Annotated in this window: 13 protein-coding genes and 4 pseudogenes; 14 read left to right on the top strand and 3 right to left on the bottom strand. The window is 61.7% G+C overall.

Annotation, left to right across the window (positions count from 1 at the left end):
- Position 1 precedes the first annotated feature (1 nt).
- From LQ249_RS31820 to LQ249_RS18355, 8 genes and pseudogenes are all read left to right on the top strand, one after another.
- Positions 2-360 (top strand): annotated as a pseudogene (locus tag LQ249_RS31820) (RHS repeat-associated core domain-containing protein); the annotation flags it as partial.
- A gap of 77 nt (positions 361-437) precedes the next feature.
- Complete coding sequence (locus tag LQ249_RS18380; protein ID WP_232565747.1) at positions 438-1,001, top strand: hypothetical protein; 564 nt, start codon at positions 438-440, stop codon at positions 999-1,001.
- A 128-nt stretch (positions 1,002-1,129) separates the two neighbouring features.
- Positions 1,130-1,228 (top strand): annotated as a pseudogene (locus tag LQ249_RS31815) (hypothetical protein); the annotation flags it as partial.
- 159 nt (positions 1,229-1,387) lie between these two features.
- The gene (locus tag LQ249_RS18375; protein WP_232565746.1) at positions 1,388-3,334 is read left to right on the top strand and encodes a type VI secretion system Vgr family protein; all 1,947 of its coding nucleotides are present in this window, start codon (positions 1,388-1,390) and stop codon (positions 3,332-3,334) included.
- A gap of 15 nt (positions 3,335-3,349) precedes the next feature.
- Positions 3,350-3,784 (top strand): DcrB-related protein, encoded by a 435-nt coding sequence (locus LQ249_RS18370; protein ID WP_057006112.1) that lies wholly within the window; start codon positions 3,350-3,352, stop codon positions 3,782-3,784.
- A 210-nt stretch (positions 3,785-3,994) separates the two neighbouring features.
- The gene (locus tag LQ249_RS18365) at positions 3,995-4,435 is read left to right on the top strand and encodes a c-type cytochrome (protein ID WP_017849342.1); all 441 of its coding nucleotides are present in this window, start codon (positions 3,995-3,997) and stop codon (positions 4,433-4,435) included.
- A 3-nt stretch (positions 4,436-4,438) separates the two neighbouring features.
- Positions 4,439-5,860: a cbb3-type cytochrome c oxidase subunit I gene (locus tag LQ249_RS18360; protein WP_046383075.1), complete on the top strand. Its 1,422-nt coding sequence runs from the start codon at positions 4,439-4,441 to the stop codon at positions 5,858-5,860.
- A 65-nt stretch (positions 5,861-5,925) separates the two neighbouring features.
- The gene (locus LQ249_RS18355; protein ID WP_017849340.1) at positions 5,926-7,767 is read left to right on the top strand and encodes a nitric oxide reductase activation protein NorD; all 1,842 of its coding nucleotides are present in this window, start codon (positions 5,926-5,928) and stop codon (positions 7,765-7,767) included.
- Here the strand turns inward: LQ249_RS18355 and LQ249_RS18350 are convergent.
- The 3 genes and pseudogenes from LQ249_RS18350 to LQ249_RS18340 form a co-directional block, all read right to left on the bottom strand.
- The gene (locus tag LQ249_RS18350; protein ID WP_057006111.1) at positions 7,761-7,952 is read right to left on the bottom strand and encodes a hypothetical protein; all 192 of its coding nucleotides are present in this window, start codon (positions 7,950-7,952) and stop codon (positions 7,761-7,763) included. The genes LQ249_RS18355 and LQ249_RS18350 overlap by 7 nt on opposite strands.
- Entirely contained in the window at positions 7,949-8,635 is a 687-nt protein-coding gene (locus LQ249_RS18345; RefSeq protein WP_017849338.1) for a Crp/Fnr family transcriptional regulator, read from the bottom strand. Before LQ249_RS18345 ends, LQ249_RS18350 begins: the two co-directional genes overlap by 4 nt.
- 132 nt (positions 8,636-8,767) lie before the next feature.
- Positions 8,768-9,223: pseudogene (locus LQ249_RS18340) on the bottom strand (hemerythrin domain-containing protein); the annotation flags it as partial.
- A gap of 208 nt (positions 9,224-9,431) precedes the next feature.
- Between LQ249_RS18340 and LQ249_RS18335 the strand changes: the two are divergent.
- The 6 genes and pseudogenes from LQ249_RS18335 to LQ249_RS18310 all read left to right on the top strand — a co-directional run.
- A pseudogene (locus LQ249_RS18335) lies at positions 9,432-10,397 on the top strand (sigma 54-interacting transcriptional regulator); the annotation flags it as partial.
- A gap of 133 nt (positions 10,398-10,530) precedes the next feature.
- Positions 10,531-12,663, top strand: a complete 2,133-nt coding sequence (gene nosR / locus LQ249_RS18330) for a transcriptional regulator NosR (protein WP_232565745.1) — start codon at positions 10,531-10,533, stop codon at positions 12,661-12,663.
- Positions 12,664-12,674: 11 nt separating this feature from the next.
- Entirely contained in the window at positions 12,675-14,576 is a 1,902-nt protein-coding gene (gene nosZ / locus LQ249_RS18325) for a TAT-dependent nitrous-oxide reductase (RefSeq protein ID WP_017849334.1), read from the top strand.
- 208 nt (positions 14,577-14,784) lie between these two features.
- Positions 14,785-16,023 (top strand): nitrous oxide reductase family maturation protein NosD, encoded by a 1,239-nt coding sequence (locus LQ249_RS18320; RefSeq protein ID WP_057006108.1) that lies wholly within the window; start codon positions 14,785-14,787, stop codon positions 16,021-16,023.
- Complete coding sequence (locus LQ249_RS18315) at positions 16,023-16,946, top strand: ABC transporter ATP-binding protein (protein ID WP_017849332.1); 924 nt, start codon at positions 16,023-16,025, stop codon at positions 16,944-16,946. Before LQ249_RS18320 ends, LQ249_RS18315 begins: the two co-directional genes overlap by 1 nt.
- Positions 16,943-17,773: an ABC transporter permease gene (locus tag LQ249_RS18310; RefSeq protein ID WP_046383080.1), complete on the top strand. Its 831-nt coding sequence runs from the start codon at positions 16,943-16,945 to the stop codon at positions 17,771-17,773. The genes LQ249_RS18315 and LQ249_RS18310 overlap by 4 nt, the downstream gene beginning before the upstream one ends.
- Positions 17,774-17,785 lie beyond the last annotated feature (12 nt).

Below are 17,785 nucleotides of genomic sequence, written 5' to 3'. Positions count from 1 at the left end.
ACACAAGCACACCCAGACCAGCCTCAATATTTACGAAGACGAAGGCCATGTCCTCCTGGCTCGCATCGACGGTAGTGGGGCGCTGTAGAAAGTCCGCTACTACCCACCGATCTCAACGGGCTGCGTGAACAACTGACCGAGGTCGACGGCCACGACATCTGGCGGGCGACTTATCGAGTGTGGGGCAATACGTTGGAGGAAGTGCGTGAGCCATATTACATTGAAGAACAGAAATTGCGGTTTCAGGAGCAGTATCTGGATCGGGAGACGGGGCTGCATTTTAATATGTTTAGGTTTTATGATTCGGATGTGGGGAAGTTTACCACAATCGACCACATTGACTTGATGGATGGGTTAAATTTTTCCGACAAAAGGAAAGGTGCATAATACAAAGATGCTATTTTTGACTTCTTCACACAACACCAGGGGCTAAAGTAGTGACTCAGTTCTTAACCATTGCCTACAACTTAAGCGCTATAGATAATCACGCGTACTTTTTTGATGGAGCACCTGATAGTATTTTTTGCAAAACCTGTGGTTGCTGCATTGATCAAAGCTATCTGCCTAGAGAACTGAAAACACCAAACAAGGCTGATATTGGTGCAACTTATGATGGGCGCTTCATCGCGTCGCTACGTTTCAAGGAATACATCGAAAATTTAAAATTGAGTGTTGGATTTTCATTAGTCAATGAAAAAAATCAGCTATTCATGATGCGGCCTCAAAAAAACATCAAATACAGTGCTCAACAGTTGGAAAATCTCTGTAGTACGTGTGGTCAATATTTTGACTGTGTGGTTCCCATCCCGAGTTTCTATCAAGAAACTGGGAGGCGTCTAGAATATGGAATGTTTTTCACAAGTATTGGCTTCGGTAGCGGGAAAGAAAAAAGCCCGGCCATTATTCTCGGCATCGAAACCGCACTTGAAATAAAGAGCGCAATAAAATCATTAAAATTAAGAGGCGCTGATATTAGTGAGGTTCTTATGCCTAATGACTAAGACTATCACTCAGCGCTTATCGCCCAGGCGCGTAAGACGGGATAGGTCTATTTGTTATTTAGTCTGTTTATTTTTCGGCCACTTAAGCTAGTGCAAAAAGGCATAAATAAGACGGTTCTGAATTGCATGAATTCCTCACGCGCATGCTCGAAGGCAAGGCGCTGGCAAGTGTGCGGATCAGTAGCCGGGATAATGAATTGCACTACGACTTCAGCGACACCGAATAACGACTGTTGGAATGCGGTTTAAATGTGGGAGGGGGCTTGCCCCCGATGGCGGTGAATCAGTCACCAGATGCATCAACTGACACACTGCTATCGGGGGCAAGCCCCCTCCCACATTTGCAGCCGGTTTCTTCAGCTATTACGCAATTTACGGGTTAACCGATGCTATTCAACCAAACCTCACGCCTGGCCAAGATCACCAGCCCCCTCGGGCCGGACGTGCTGTTGCTCAATCAAATGGGCGGCGGCGAAGAGTTGGGTCGGCTGTTCGCCTATGAGCTGCAACTGACCTCCCTGGACGCCAACATCGACCTCAACCAGTTGCTGGGCAAGCCGATGAGCGTCGGCGTGCAACTGGCGGACGGCGGCGAGCGGCACTTTCACGGCATCGTCGCGCAGTGCAGCCAGAGCATCGACCAGGGCCAGTTCGCCAGCTACCAGGTGACGCTGCGCCCGTGGCTGTGGCTGCTGAGCCGCACGTCGGACTGCAGGATTTTCCAGAACCTGAGCATCCCGCAGATCATCAAGCAAGTGTTCCGCGACCTCGGCTTTTCCGACTTCGAAGACGCCCTGAGCCGGCCGTATCGCGAGTGGGAATACTGCGTGCAGTACCGCGAGACCAGCTTCGATTTCGTCAGCCGCTTGATGGAACAGGAAGGCATTTACTACTTCTTCCGCCATGAACAGGACCGCCATGTGCTGGTGCTGGCCGATGCCTACGGCGCCCACACCACGGTGCCGGGCTATGCGTCGATTCCGTACTACCCCAAGGACGAGCAGCAACGCGAACGCGACCACATGCACAACTGGCACCTGGCCCAGCAAGTGCAGCCGGGCTCGCTGGAGCTCAACGACTACGACTTCCAGCGCCCCAGCGCGAGCATCGACGTGCGCTCGGCGATGCCGCGCCCGCACGCCGCCGGCGACTACCCGCTGTACGACTACCCCGGCACCTACGTGCAAAGCGCGGACGGCGAACACTACGCGCGCACCCGCATCGAAGCCCTGCAAACCCTGCATGAACAAATCGAATTCAACGGCAACGCCCGCGGCCTCGGTTCCGGCCATCTGTTCAGCCTCACCGGCTTCAGCCGCCAGGACCAGAACCGCGAATACCTGATCGTCGGCTGCCGCTATTACATCGTTCAGGAAAGCCTGGAAAGCGGCGGCGGCTCCAACTCGGCGCAGTTCGACAGCAGCCTGACCTGCATCGATGCCCAACAAAGCTTCCGCCCGCTGGCCAACACCTATCGCCCCATCGTCAAAGGCCCGCAGACCGCGCTGGTGGTCGGCCCCAAAGGCGAGGAAATCTGGACCGACCAGTACGGCCGCGTGAAGGTGCATTTCTACTGGGACCGCCACGACCAGTCCAACGAAAACAGCTCGTGCTGGATACGCGTATCGCAATCCTGGGCCGGCAAGAACTGGGGCTCGATGCAGATCCCACGGATCGGCCAGGAGGTGATTGTGAGCTTTCTGGAAGGCGACCCGGACCGGCCGATTATTACTGGGCGGGTGTACAACGCGGAGCAGACGGTGCCCTACGATTTGCCGGAGAACGCGACCCAGAGCGGCATAAAAAGTCGTTCGAGCAAGGGCGGCACGCCAGCCAACTTCAATGAAATCCGCATGGAGGACAAGAAGGGGTCGGAACAGGTGTATATCCATGCCGAGCGCAATCAGGACGTCGTCGTCGAAGTGGACGAAAGCCACTCGGTGGGGCATGACCGCAACAAGCGCATCGGGCACAACGAGACGGTGACGATTGGCGCTAATCGCCTGCGCGTAGTGCGCAACAACGACACCCTGCTGGTGGGCGGCGCCAAGTCTGACAGCGCCGCCACGCGCTATACCATCGAAGCTGGAGACAGTATTCGCCTGGTGTGCGGCGACAGTGTGATTGAGCTCACGGCAGACGGAGCCATCAACCTGACCTGTGGCTCGTTCAATCTGTTTTCCTCCGGCAGCGGCAAGATCCAGACCAAAGGCAAACTGGATATCAACCAGGGCAGTGACAAGGGCACATCACCCGGTCAGCAGGGGGTGCGAACCACTATTCATAACGCCGTCGAATCAACATTTGCGGACAAGCCGGGCGCCGGCCAATAACGAGATGCTTGCACCATGAACTACTTGATCAATGAAGCCCAATTCACCTTGCCCGATGCAGCCGTACAGGATGCCTCGATCAATATTCTCAAGTTCGCCCACCTGGGCACCACGCTGGTCGTCAGCCGTAGCCCGCTGGCGGACGGCGAAACGTTGCAAAGTAACTTCGAAGCGCAGCTCAAGACGCTCGAACAACAGGAGAAGTACCTTCGTTACTCGCCAGTGCAAGCCATAAAGGTGGGGGCCGCACTGGATGTCGATGCCTATGAAGTGCAGAACAGTTTCAACAAAGGCAGCGACAGCTTTTACCAGTACCAGTTGGCGCTGCAACTACCGGGCACACGCCGCCTGATCGCGTTGAGTTACGTCAAGACCCAACCCCTCGGGCCCGCCGAAGCGGCTCACTGGGCAACGCTAAAGAGCACGCTTAGTTTCTTCGCCACACCCTGAATCACACGGAGCCAAACGGGACGGATTTATTCAATATTTTTGAGCCAATGAAAACCCGCTTTAAAAAGGCACTGTCACCGCCGCAACCGACCCAGACTCAATTCCCCAAGAATACTTGACCACCCCGATCAACAATTCTTGATCGCCATCAAGCGGTTTTCACCCCCCACCTTCCTATCATGACCCCCGCCAAGCCATGAGGAAGCGACCATGTCAGAGACCTTCACCAAGGGCATGGCCAGGAACATCTATTTCGGAGGAAGCGTGTTCTTCTTCCTGATTTTCCTGGCCTTGACCTACCACACCGAACAAACCTTTCCCGCCCGTAGCAATGTCGACCAGCTCACTGAATCGGTGATCCGCGGCAAGAGCGTCTGGGAGCGTAATAACTGCGTCGGTTGCCACACCCTGTTGGGCGAAGGCGCGTACTTTGCGCCGGAGCTGGGCAATGTGTTCAAGCGTCGTGGGGGTGACGAAGGGTTCAAGCCGTTCCTGCACGCCTGGATGAAAATGCAGCCCCTTGGGGTGCCGGGGCGTCGCGCCATGCCGCAATTCAACCTCAGCGACCAGGAGGTGGACGATATGGCCGAGTTCCTCAAATGGAGCTCGAAGATCGATACCAATAACTGGCCACCCAACAAGGAGGGCTGAGCCATGCGCAGCGCCAATCCCTATCTGAAATTCCAATCCCAGGCCGTGGCCAAACCCTACTTTGTGTTTGCCTTGATCCTGTTCGTCGGCCAGGTGCTGTTTGGCCTGATCATGGGCCTGCAATACGTGGTGGGCGACTTTCTGTTCCCGTTGATCCCCTTCAACGTGGCGCGGATGGTCCATACCAACCTGTTGATCGTCTGGCTGTTGTTCGGCTTCATGGGCGCCGCCTATTACCTGATACCCGAGGAGGCCGACCGCGAGCTGCACAGCCCCAAACTGGCGATCTTGCTGTTCTGGGTGTTTGCTGCAGCCGGGGTGTTGACCATCCTCGGTTACCTGTTGGTGCCGTATGCGGCACTGGCCAAGCTGACCCATAACGAACTGCTGCCGACCATGGGCCGCGAGTTCCTCGAGCAACCGACCATTACCAAAATGGGCATCGTGGTGGTGTGCCTGGGCTTTCTCTACAACATCGGCATGACCCTGCTCAAGGGCCGCAAAACCACGGTCAGCATGGTGATGATGACCGGCCTGATCGGCCTCGCGGTGTTCTTCCTGTTCTCCTTCTACAACCCCGGTAACCTCGCACGTGACAAGTTCTACTGGTGGTGGGTGGTGCATCTTTGGGTAGAAGGCGTGTGGGAACTGATCATGGGCTCGATGCTGGCGTTCGTGCTGATCAAGGTCACCGGCGTCGACCGTGAAGTGGTGGAGAAATGGCTGTACGTGATCATCGCCATGGCTTTGATCACCGGGATCATCGGCACTGGGCACCACTTCTTCTGGATCGGCGCACCCGAGGTGTGGCTGTGGGTCGGCTCGATCTTCTCGGCCCTGGAGCCGCTGCCGTTCCTGGCGATGGTGATGTTCGCCTTCACCATGGTCAAGCGTCGGCGGCGCCAGCACCCGAACCGCGCGGCGACCTTGTGGGCCAAGGGCACCACGGTGACAGCGTTCTTCGGCGCCGGGGTCTGGGGCTTCCTGCATACGCTGGCACCGGTCAACTTCTACACCCACGGTACCCAGCTCACGGCGGCCCACGGTCACCTGGCGTTCTTCGGGGCCTACGCGATGATCGTGATGACCCTGATCAGCTACGCCATGCCACGCTTGCGCGGCCTCGGCGAAGCGCCCGATGCGCGTTCGCAGACCATTGAAATCTGGGGCTTCTGGCTGATGGTGCTGTCGATGGTGATGATCACCTTGCTCCTCACCGCAGCCGGTGTGGTGCAGGTGTGGTTGCAGCGCTGGCCGGCGGACGGTGTGGCCTTGCCGTTCATGGCCACGGTCGAGCATTTGACCGTCTTGTTCTGGGCCCGGTTGGCCAGTGGCGTGGTGTTCCTGCTGGGGCTGCTCTGCTACCTGTACAGCTTCCGCCAACGCCAAGCCGTCGCCGGTGCGCCGGCGCCGATTGTGTATTGATCGTCAATCCCTAAGAGGGCGGCCCGGCTGGTACAGCGGGCCGTTTTACGTTTGGAGCACGGCTCATGGCCTTTACCCTGGAATTGGAAGAGTGGGTCGGCAGCGTCTGGCACCGCTTCATCACCCGCCGTGCCAATGTCGATTTCCCCGAGGCGCAGGTCGCGCTGACGGACCATCAGCGCAGCCTGGCCCTGTTGTTCCGCGCCCTGGGCGGCGCTGGCGGGATGGCGTTGGAGGCGGCCTGCGAGCGCGACCTGTTGCTGCGCCGCAACCTGTTGATGCGTATCGCCGGCACCTGCAAGCAAGCCCCCCTGGCGTCCTGCGACGGTAACCGCTTGCGCTTGCCGGCACGCCTGGCGGTGTTTCCCGACGCGGCGCTGAATCACGAGTTGTACCGCTGGCTGGCGCTGCTCGCGGCCCACGCCGGGCCGATGAGCCACTGGGCGCGCGACAACCAACGCTGGACCTGGCTGCTGTTGCAGCGCTACCCGGCGATGCTGCCGCGCTACCAACGCCTGGTGGAGGCGCACCTGCAACTGCGCCCCGACCCCGCCAGCCTCAAACCCGACGAAGCCGCCCTGGAGCGGGCCTTGCGCAAGGCCCTGCGCGAACCCGGCAGCGTGCGTCACTTGCCGCGCAGTTCACGGGCCGCCTGGCCGTTGCCGTTATGGCTGTACCCGGCGCTGCAGTTGGACACCGCGCAAAATACCGACCTGGAAGAGGAGGGCGACGACCTCTCAGCCCCGCCCGGCGAGCAGCAAGGCGGGCCCAAGCGTGCCACCCGCGTTGACGACGCGAGTCGCGATGGCGGCCTGCTGGTGGTGCGCCTGGAAAACCTGTTCAGTTGGAGCGAACACGTCGACCTCGATCGCTGGTCCGACGATAGCCAGGACCCGGACGCTGCCCGCGTCGCCGAAGACCTCGACCAGTTGAGCCTGTCGCGCCAGCGCGTGCGCAAGAGCGGCGGGCTCAAGCTGCACCTGGATCTGCCGCCCGCCGATGTCGACGACATCCCCTTGGGCGACGGCATCAAGTTGCCCGAGTGGGACTATCGCCGGCAGTGCTTGCAGGAAGGCTTCGTCAACCTGCAATTGATGCAGCCGCGTTGCGACGCCCCGCAACCCTTGCCCGCGCGGTTGCAGGCCCAGGCCCAGCGCTTGCGCCGGCAATTCCAGAGCCTGCGCACCGACCGCCAATGGCAGCGCCAGCAGCCCCAGGGGTCAGAGGTCGACCTGCAGGCCTGGCTGGATTTTCATGTGCAGCGCCAGCAGGGCGCCTGCGCCGAACGCGGGCTGTTCCTTGAACAACGCCACACCCACCGCGACCTGGCGTGCCTGTTGCTGGCCGATCTGTCGATGTCCACCGATGCCCATGTCAACGATGAGCAAAAGGTCATCGATGTGATACGCGACAGCCTGCTGCTGTTTGGTGAAAGCCTGGCCGGGGCAGGGGATCGCTTTGCGTTGTATGGGTTTTCTTCACTGCGGCGGCACCAGGTGCGCTTGCAGGTGCTCAAAACGTTCCAGCAAGCCTATGACGACCGCACGCGCGGCGCGATCCAGGGCCTCAAGCCGGGCTACTACACGCGCATGGGCGCGGCTATCCGTCAGGCTACCCAGTTGCTGGGCGCCTGCCCGCAGCGGCGTAAGTTGCTGTTGTTGATCACCGACGGCAAGCCCAATGACCTGGACCTGTATGAGGGACGTTACGGCGTGGAGGACACGCGCCAGGCGGTGGTCGAAGCGCGGCGCCAGGGCTTGATTCCGTTCTGCATCACCATCGACAAACAGGCCGGCGACTATCTGCCGTACATGTTCGGCGCCCATGGTTTCACCCTGATCCATCGCCCGGAACAATTACCGCAACGCCTGCCGCAGCTGTATCGGCAGTTGACCGAGACTCAGTAAAAGTCCCTGGGCAACCAGAAGAACATCACCACGCAGAACAGCGTCAGGCCCAGGCAGAACCACTGGAAACGCTTCAGTCGGCGCGCCTGGGTGCTGGCGTGGGCCTCGGGCAGCGGTGTGGCGCAATGCTCGCACAGGTCGCGCTCCACGGCATTGCCGTGCTGGCAGACCAGGCAGGTTTTCACTCGAATTGCTCCAGGCGCGGGCGGTCGAGAATTGCGATCTGCCGGCCGTCCTGGGTGATGATTTTCTCGTCGATCAAGCGTCGGATAATCCGCGAAAACGTCTCCGGCTGGATCGACAGGTGCCCGGCAATCAGTTGCTTGGCCATCGGCAGCTCGAAGCTGCAGTCGGTAGTGCTTTGCAAGCGCACCAGTTGCGTGAGCAGGTAGCGCACCACGCGGTGGGTGGCGTTTTTCAGCGACAGGGTTTCGATCTCGTTGACCCGCTGGTGCAGGCGCACGCACAACTTGCCGAGCAGGGCGAAGGTCAGGCGGCTGTTGCTCTGCAGCAAACGCATGTAGGTGGCATTGGACAGCCGGTACAACTGCGTGGGGCACACCGCTTCGGCGCACGCCACGTAGTTGGGCGTATCCATCAGCATCATGGCTTCGGCGAAGGTCTGCCGTTCGCCAATCACCTCGAACACCTTCTCCTGGCCGTCCGGGGTGAGGCGGTAGATTTTCACCGCGCCGGCGATCACGAAGTAGAACGCATCGGCCGGTTCGCCCTGGCGGAACAGCGGTTCGCCTTTGTCGACACTGAGCAATTGGCTGCTGCTCATCAGCTCGTTCAACTGCGCCTCGTCCAGGGGTTCGAACAAGTGGTGGCTGCGCAGGATCTGGTGATGAACACGATGGAGCACCATCTTGACCTCGGGGAATATCGGGAAGGGATACCCAAGGTTAATCCTGTTGGCGTCGGCCGTACTTGATCTACGACAAGGGCAGCGCACAGGCAACGCTGCACGATCGTCGCAGTGAACGCTTGTGAAAGTGCGCTATGCGCGGGCCGCGGCGAGGCTGGGCGCGGCCCGGGCAAACAATATGTCGTTCTCCAGGCGGATGTGTTCGCGCAGGTCGGCATGAAAGGCGCTCAGCTCGCGGTACAGGCTGCGCCAGGTATTACAGGCCTCGGCCGGCGGGGTGATCTGGTTCGTCAGGCTCAACAGCTGCTCCAGGGCCTCGGCGTGTTGGTCGTGCTCGTAGCGCATCACCTGGATCGGCGTCGACGCCTGCGGCCCCATGCCCATTTGCAGCATCGGGAACAATACCTGTTCCTCCTTGAGCATATGGCTCTCCAGTTCCTGCTGCATGTCGAGCAGCAGGTCGGCCAGGCCGTTGGGGCATTGCAGGTGCTGACCGTGGACCTGTTCGACGCGGCTCGCCATGCGGACCAGTTCCGGCAATTGCTCGCGATGACGTGCGTGGTAGCGCGCCAGCAGATGGTCGATCAAGTGGTCCTGGGTTTGGGTGTTCCAGTCGCTCACGGTCATCGGGCTTTCCTCATCGGCAATACGGGTATGAACCAGTGATTGCAGGCAGCGTGCCAATTTTAACGCATTGAAAAGTAACGATTTATCCCGGAGTAAGGTAATCATGACCACACGCTTCCAGGGTGCTCTGAACCCCAGGAGGGTCGAAATGACCGCGCCGCTCGACGGCATCCTCGGCCAGAGCGCGGTGTTGCAGGAGTTGCTCGACGAGCTGGCGCTGCTGGCCGAAACGCAGTTGCCGGTGTTGTTGCTCGGCGAAACCGGGGTCGGCAAAGAGCTGTTCGCGCGGCGCCTGCATCGTCTGTCGCAACGCGGCAACAAACCTCTGGTGCAGGTCAACTGTGCGGCGCTGCCGGAGGCGTTGGCCGAAAGCGAGCTGTTCGGTCACGTCAAGGGCGCCTTCTCCGGCGCCACCCACGACCGCGCCGGGCGGTTCGATGCGGCCAACGGCGGCACCTTGTTCCTCGATGAGGTCGGCGAATTGCCGTTGAGCATCCAGGCCAAGCTGCTGCGTACCCTGGAGAATGGCGAGATCCAGCGCCTGGGCGCCGATCGGCCATTGCATGTGGATGTCCGCATCATCGCCGCCACCAATCGCCACCTGCCCGACCGCGTGCGTGACGGCCTGTTTCGCGCCGACCTGTATCACCGGCTGTCGGTGTACCCGCTGCCGATCCCGGCGTTGCGCGAGCGTGGCGAGGATGTGTTGCTGCTGGCGCGTCATTTCGCTGAGCTCAGCCGCGAGCGCCTGGGCTTGCATGACCTGCAACTGTCGCCGACGGCGCAACAGGCGCTGCTCGAGTACGCCTGGCCGGGCAATGTGCGTGAGCTGGAGCATGTGATCAGTCGCGCCGCGTTGAAGCAGCTCAGTCGTGGCGAACCGCGCACTTCGGTGATCCGCCTGGAGCCGCACGCCCTGGGCCTGGACACGGCCGCCGTCGCGGTGGAACGAGCCATGCCCGCGTCATCGATCGAGGCCTTCCAACCCTTGGCGGTGGCGGTGGACGAGTGCCAGCGCTGGAACATTCGCCACGCCCTGGAACACTGCGCCGGCAATTGGGCGAGTGCTGCGCGCCTGCTCGGCGTGGACGCGAGCAACCTGCACAAGCTGGCGCGGCGCCTGAAGCTCAAGTAAGAGGTGCGACAACGCGCCAGCCGTGCGTATGCGCCGCACCCTCATCGGACTCGACTTGATCTCGATCAAGGGCCACTTGCCATCGTCGCCCCACTATCGGGGCCCTCTTCAGCCCGACGCCTCAAGGGACTCCATGACTCGCTCCGCGCGCTTGACACGCCACTGGCTGACGCTGCTGGTGGTGTTGCTCATCACCAGCTTCACCGCCCAGGCCCGGCCTTACGGCGAAATCGAACAGCAGCGTATCGAACGCGCTTTCCCCGCCCAGGATGCGGTCTCCGCGCCAGACGGGCCGTTCAAGGTGCGGACCATTTCGACTGCCGGCAAGCCCATCGGCTACGTGTTCCAGAGCCTGGATGTGGTGGCGATCCCGGCGTATTCGGGCAAGCCGATCAACACCCTGGTGATCCTCGACGCCGCCGGGGTGATCCGCGATGCCTACGTGCTGGAACACCACGAGCCGATCCTGTTGATCGGTATTCCCGAGATCAAACTGCACGAATTCACCGCGCACTATTCCGGCGTCGATGTGCGCCAGCGCGTGGTGGTCGGGCGTTCCAGCGATCCGAAGGCGGTGACGGTGGACGCGATTGCCGGTGCGACCGTGACCGCGATGGTGGTCAATGAAGTGGTGATGCGGGCGGCCCATGACGTGGCGGTGTGGCTCAAGCTGATCGACGGCAAGGCCGCGACCGCGCAGAAAGTCGCGCTGATCCGCACCGACCGGTTTGACCCCGCCACCTGGGCACAATTGACCGGCAACGGCGCGATCCGCCGCCTGCATTTGACCCGGGGCCAGGTCGACGCGGCCTTCAAGGACACCGCCGCCGAAGGCGCCGAGGCCGCGGATGAGACCTTCATCGACCTCTATGTGGCCGACATCAACCCGCCGAGCATCGGCCGCAACCTGTTGGGCGAAGAGCACTACCGCAACCTGATGCAGGGGCTCAAACCCGGCGAACAGGCCATCGCCGTGCTCGGCCGTGGGCTGTTTTCGTTCAAGGGTTCGGGTTATGTGCGCGGCGGGATTTTCGACCGGGTGCAGTTGCGCCAGTTCGGCAACGTGATCAGCTTCCGCGACCTCGACCACCAGCGCGTCGACGATGTCTACGCCGAGGGCATCCCGGCCTTCGACGAGATGTCGGTATTCATCGTGCGCCCGCAGGCCGGCTTCGACCCAGGCTCGCCCTGGACCCTGGAACTGCTGGTGCGGCGCCAGACCGGCCCGGTCAGCGGCACGTTCAGCAGCTTCGAATTGCCTTACCAGATGCCCGAACAGTACCTGGAACGGCCGCTGCCCACCGCCGCCGAACAAGCCGCGCTGGATGAGGCCAGCCGCCCACTGTGGTTGAGCATCTGGTACCAGAAACAGGTGCAGGTCATGGTGCTCGGCGTCGCGCTGCTGCTGCTTACCGCGATCCTGTTCCTGCAGGACAGCCTGGCCCGGCGCCCGCGCCTGCTGCACTGGCTGCGCCGCGGCTACCTGGTGTTTACCGTGGGGTTCATCGGCTGGTATGCGCTGGGGCAGTTGTCGGTGGTCAATGTGCTGACCTTCGTGCATGCGCTGGTCCAGGACTTCCGCTGGGAACTGTTCCTCACCGACCCGCTGATCTTCATGCTCTGGGTCTTCACCGCCGCCAGCATCCTGCTCTGGGGGCGCGGGGTGTTCTGCGGCTGGCTGTGCCCGTTCGGGGCCTTGCAGGAACTGCTCAACGAGGCCGCGCGCCGCCTGAAGATCCGCCAGTTCGAATTGCCCTTCGCGGTGCATGAACGGCTGTGGGCGATCAAGTACCTGATCCTGCTGGTGCTGTTCGGCCTCTCCCTGGAATCCATGGCCACCGCCGAACGCTTTGCCGAAGTGGAACCGTTCAAGACCGCCATCACGCTCAAGTTCGACCGCCAGTGGTGGTTCGTGCTCTACGCCGTGGCGTTGCTGGTGATCAACCTGTTCACCCGCAAAGTCTACTGCCGCTACCTCTGTCCCCTCGGCGCCGCCCTGGCGATCCCCAGCAAGTTCCGCCTGTTCGACTGGCTCAAGCGGCGCCAGGAATGCGGTAACCCGTGCCAGCTGTGCGCGAAGGAATGCGAGATCCAGGCGATCCACCCGGACGGCCATATCAACGCCAACGAATGCCACTACTGCCTCGACTGCCAGATGACCTGGCACAACGAAAACAAATGCCCGCCGCTGATCAACAAACGCAAGAAGCGCAACAAGGCGGCGCCCGAACAGATTCCCGTAGTGCAGATCAATCCCAACGCTTGAAGGAGCAACCCATGAACGATACAGACGATAAACATGACGGCCTGACCCGGCGCAGTTTCCTCGGCACCGGTGCGGTGACCGGCGCCGTACTGGCGGGTGCGTCGGCCCTCGGCGGCGCGGTGTTTACCCGTGAATCCTTCGCGGCGGCGGCCAAGGACGCCAAATCGAAAATCCATGTGGAACCTGGCCAGCTCGACGATTACTACGGCTTCTGGAGTGGCGGTCACCAGGGCGAAGTGCGGGTGATGGGCGTCCCGTCGATGCGCGAGCTGATGCGTATCCCGGTGTTCAACGTCGATTCGGCCACCGGTTGGGGCCTGACCAACGAGAGCAAGCGCATCCTCGGCGAGGGCGCCAAGTACTCCAACGGCGATTGCCATCACCCGCACTTGTCCACCACCGACGGCCACTACGACGGCAAGTACCTGTTTATCAATGACAAGGCCAACAGCCGGGTGGCGCGCATCCGCCTGGACATCATGAAGTGCGACAAAATCCTCACCGTACCGAACGTCCAGGCCATCCACGGCCTGCGCCTGCAAAAGGTGCCCTATACCAAGTACGTGTTCTGCAACGCCGAATTCATCATCCCGCACCCCAATGACGGCCGAAACTTCGACTTGCAGGATCGCAACAGCTTCACCATGTTCAACGCCATCGATGCGGAAAAAATGGAGATGGCCTTCCAGGTGATCGTCGATGGCAACCTCGACAACGCCGACATGGACTACACCGGCAAGTACGCAGCGGCCACCTGCTACAACTCGGAAAAGGCCACCGACCTGGCCGGCATGATGCGCAATGAGCGCGACTGGGTGGTGGTGTTCAACATCCCGCGCATCGAAGCGGCGATCAAGGCCGGCAAGTTCATCAATGTGGACGGCGTCAAGGTGCCGGTGGTGGACGGACGCAAATCCGAGGACGGCAAGGACAGCGAGTTCACCCGCTACATTCCGGTGCCGAAAAACCCCCACGGCTGCAACACCTCGCCGGATGGCAAGTACTTCATCGCCAACGGCAAGCTGTCTCCGACCTGCACCATCATCGCCATCGACAAACTCGACGACCTGTTCAGCGGCAAGATCAGCGACCCGCGCGGTGTGGTGGTCGGTGAACCGGAGCTGGGCCTGGGCCCGCTGCACACCACCTACGACGGACGCGGCTTTGCCTACACCACGCTGTTCATCGACAGCCAGGTGGTCAAGTGGAACATCGCCGAGGCCATCCGTGCCTATGGCGGCGAGAAGGTCAACTACATCAAGCAGAAGCTCGATGTGCAGTACCAGCCCGGTCACAACCATGCGTCGCTGACCGAAACCCGCGACGCCGACGGCCAGTGGCTGGTGGTCTTGAGCAAGTTCTCCAAGGACCGCTTCCTGCCCACCGGCCCGCTGCACCCGGAAAACGACCAGTTGATCGACATCTCCGGCGATGAAATGAAACTGGTCCACGACGGCCCGGCCTTCGCCGAGCCTCATGACTGTGTGATGGCGCGTCGCGACCAGATCAAGACCAAGAAAATCTGGGAGCGCAACGATCCATTCTTCGCCGAAACGGTGGCCATCGCCAAGAAGGACGGGATCAACCTGGAAACCGACAGCAAGGTGATCCGCGACGGCAACAAAGTGCGCGTGTACATGACCTCCATGGCCCCGGCCTACGGGCTTTCGGAGTTCACCGTCAAACAGGGCAATGAAGTCACCGTGACCATCACCAATATCGACATGATCGAAGACGTGACCCACGGCTTTGTCATGGTCAACCACGGCGCGAGCATGGAGATCAGCCCGCAGCAGACCTCGTCGATCACATTCATTGCCGACAAGCCCGGGCTGCATTGGTACTACTGCAGCTGGTTCTGCCATGCCCTGCACATGGAAATGGTCGGGCGGATGAAGGTCGAGCCCGCCTGACACGCTGTTTGAGAAACGACACAAGGCAAATGTGGGAGGGACGGTGCGACGATTCGACTTGCTCCCGATGGCGGTGAATCAGTCACAGATGCATCAACTGACACACCCTCATCGGGAGCAAGTCGAATCGTCGCACCGTCCCTCCCACTTTTAGCCGCATTTCCTTTAAGAGGACATCATCGTGGCTCGATCACTCGTCATCCTGGTGATGCTGATAGTGGCTTCGGCGGGAGCGGTCGCCGCCGTTCGCCCCATCACCGACTTACCCCTGCAAGCCGACGGCCCCAACCGTTGGCGCTTGCCTGCCGGCGAGTACCGGGGCTCGTTCCGCATCGACCAACCGCTGCAATTGACCTGCGCCCCCGGCGCCATCTTCCAGGCCGAAGGGCAGGGCAACGGCCTGCTGATCAGCGCGCCGGATGTCAGCGTCCAAGGCTGCACGTTCCTCGATTGGGGCGACGACCTCACGGCCATGAACGCCGCTGTGTTCATCCAGCCCCAGGCGCGCGGCGCGCAAGTGCTGGGCAACCGCCTGCAAGGCCAGGGCTTTGGCATCTGGGTCGATGGTACCCAGGACGTGAGCGTGATCGGCAACCGCATCCAGGGTGACACCTCGGTACGTTCGCAGGACCGTGGCAACGGCATTCACCTGTACGCGGTACACGGTGCCCGCGTCATCGATAACCACGTGCGCGACACCCGCGACGGCATCTACATCGACACCTCCAACGGCAACCTGCTGCAAGGCAACACCCTGGAAGACCTGCGCTACGGCATCCACTACATGTTTGCCAACGACAACCAGGTCCTGGGCAACACCACCCGCCGCACCCGCACCGGCTATGCGTTGATGCAAAGCCGCAAGCTGACGGTGATCGGCAATCGCTCCGAGCAGGACCAGAACTACGGCATCCTGATGAACTACATCACCTATTCGACCTTGCAGGACAACGTCGTCACCGATGTGCGCGACGGCTCCACCGGCGACACCATGATCGCCGGCGGCGAAGGCAAGGCACTGTTCATCTACAACTCGCTGTTCAACCGCATCGAAAACAACCGCTTCGCGCGCAGCGCGGTGGGCATTCACCTGACCGCCGGCTCCGAAGACAACCGCATCGCCGGCAACGCCTTCATCGACAACCAGCGCCAGGTCAAATACGTCGCCAGCCGCTTGCAGGAATGGTCGGCGGACGGCCGGGGCAACTACTGGAGCGACTACCTCGGCTGGGACCGCAACGGCGATGGCCTTGGCGATGTGGCGTATGAGCCGAACGACAACGTCGACCGCCTGCTGTGGTTGTACCCCCAGGTGCGGCTGTTGATGAACAGCCCCGGCATCGAGTTGCTGCGCTGGGTGCAACGTGCGTTTCCGGTGATGAAGTCGCCGGGTGTGATGGACAGCCACCCCCTGATGCAAGCCCCCACTCAGAAGGAACCTGCATGATGAATGTCGTCGAGATCGAAGGCGTCAGCCAGCGCTATGGGCGTGCCACGGTGCTGCACGACCTGAACCTGAGCCTGGCCCCCGGCGAAGTCCTGGGGTTGTTCGGGCACAACGGCGCGGGCAAGACCACGGCGATGAAACTGGTGCTCGGCCTGCTGCGCGCCAGCGCCGGCGAGGTGCGGGTGTTCGGCCGTGCGCCGAGCGATCCCCACGTGCGTCGCTGGCTCGGTTACCTGCCGGAAAACGTCACGTTCTATGCACAGTTGAGCGGCGTCGAAACCCTGCGTCACTTTGCCCGGCTCAAGGGCGCGCCGATGCATCAGGTCGACAGCCTGCTGGATGACGTCGGCCTGACCGCGGCGGCAGGGCGGCGGGTCAAGACCTATTCCAAGGGCATGCGCCAGCGCCTCGGGTTGGCCCAGGCCTTGCTCGGCGAGCCGCGGCTGTTGCTGCTCGACGAACCTACCGTGGGCCTCGACCCGTTCGCTACCCAGGACTTGTATCGCCTGCTCGACCGCCTGCGTGCGGCCGGCACCAGCACCATCCTGTGCTCCCACGTGCTGCCGGGCGTCGAGGCGCACATCAACCGTGCGGCGATCCTGACCCAGGGCCGCCTGCTGGCCTTGGGCAGCCTGGCGCAGTTGCGCGCCGAGGCCGGCTTGCCGACGCTGATCCGCACCTGCGGCTTGCAGCGCGTCGAATCGCTGCAACAACGCTGGAGCGCCGCCGGCCATGTCACCCGGCGCTGGGGCGTCGAAGGGCTGCAAGTGGCGGCGCACAACGGCAGCAAGGTGCAACTGCTGCGCCAACTGCTGGCCGAGGACAGCCCCAGCGACGTGGAAATCCTGCCGCCGTCCCTTGAAGACATCTACCGGCATTACATGGACAGCGCGATGGTCACGGCACAGGAGGCGGCCTTATGAACCCGATCTGGAACATGGCCCGCAAAGAGTTCTGCGACGGCCTGCGCAACCGTTGGCTGTTGGCGATCAGCCTGTTGTTCGCGGTGCTGGCCATCGGCATCGCCTGGCTGGGCGCCGCCGCCGCCGGGCAACTGGGCTTCACCTCGATCCCGGCGACCATCGCCAGCCTGGCCAGCCTGGCGACGTTCCTGATGCCGCTGATCGCGCTGTTGCTGGCCTACGACGCGATCGTCGGCGAAGACGAGAGCGGCACCTTGTTGCTGTTGCTCACCTATCCGTTGGGGCGCGGGCAGATCTTGCTCGGCAAGTTCGTCGGCCATGGGCTGATCCTCGCGCTGGCCACGGTCCTCGGCTTCGGCTGCGCGATGCTCGCCATTGCGTTGCTGGTCGACGACGTGGACTTCGCCATGCTGCTCTGGGCCTTTGGCCGGTTCATGCTGACCTCGGCCCTGCTTGGCTGGTGCTTTCTCGGGCTGGCTTATGGTCTGAGCAGCCTGTGCGCGGAAAAATCCACCGCCGCCGGGCTGGCGCTCGGCGTGTGGTTCTTCTTCGTGCTGGTCTTCGACCTGGCGCTGCTGGCCTTGCTGGTGCTCAGCAAAGGCCAGTTCAACCCGCAGGGGCTGCCTTGGCTACTGCTGCTCAACCCCACCGACGTGTATCGGTTGATCAACCTCTCGGGTTTCGGTACGGGCACCCAGTCCGTCGGGGTCATGGCCCTGGGTTCAGACCTGGACGTGCCGCCGCTGGCCCTGTGGGCGTGCCTGCTGGCGTGGGTGGCCGTGCCGCTGGCGCTGGCCTACGGGCTGTTCCGCCGCCGTGCGGCGTGAGGATTTTTTATG

It is taken from the genome of Pseudomonas sp. 7-41, assembly GCF_021233075.1.
In the GTDB taxonomy this organism is placed as follows: domain Bacteria; phylum Pseudomonadota; class Gammaproteobacteria; order Pseudomonadales; family Pseudomonadaceae; genus Aquipseudomonas; species Aquipseudomonas veronii.
The sequence above is the reverse complement of the archived record's forward strand: the minus strand, read 5'-3'. Positions and strand labels throughout refer to the sequence as shown.

Coding starts and splice junctions, on each gene's coding strand:
- LQ249_RS18365 (WP_017849342.1), top strand. CDS start 3,995: ATGTCAGAGACCTTCACCAAGGGCATGGCCAGGAACATCTATTTCGGA.
- LQ249_RS18320 (WP_057006108.1), top strand. CDS start 14,785: ATGCTGATAGTGGCTTCGGCGGGAGCGGTCGCCGCCGTTCGCCCCATC.
- nosZ (WP_017849334.1), top strand. CDS start 12,675: ATGAACGATACAGACGATAAACATGACGGCCTGACCCGGCGCAGTTTC.
- LQ249_RS18360 (WP_046383075.1), top strand. CDS start 4,439: ATGCGCAGCGCCAATCCCTATCTGAAATTCCAATCCCAGGCCGTGGCC.
- LQ249_RS18345 (WP_017849338.1), bottom strand. CDS start 8,635: ATGGTGCTCCATCGTGTTCATCACCAGATCCTGCGCAGCCACCACTTG.
- LQ249_RS18310 (WP_046383080.1), top strand. CDS start 16,943: ATGAACCCGATCTGGAACATGGCCCGCAAAGAGTTCTGCGACGGCCTG.
- LQ249_RS18315 (WP_017849332.1), top strand. CDS start 16,023: ATGAATGTCGTCGAGATCGAAGGCGTCAGCCAGCGCTATGGGCGTGCC.
- LQ249_RS18370 (WP_057006112.1), top strand. CDS start 3,350: ATGAACTACTTGATCAATGAAGCCCAATTCACCTTGCCCGATGCAGCC.
- LQ249_RS18355 (WP_017849340.1), top strand. CDS start 5,926: ATGGCCTTTACCCTGGAATTGGAAGAGTGGGTCGGCAGCGTCTGGCAC.
- nosR (WP_232565745.1), top strand. CDS start 10,531: ATGACTCGCTCCGCGCGCTTGACACGCCACTGGCTGACGCTGCTGGTG.
- LQ249_RS18375 (WP_232565746.1), top strand. CDS start 1,388: ATGCTATTCAACCAAACCTCACGCCTGGCCAAGATCACCAGCCCCCTC.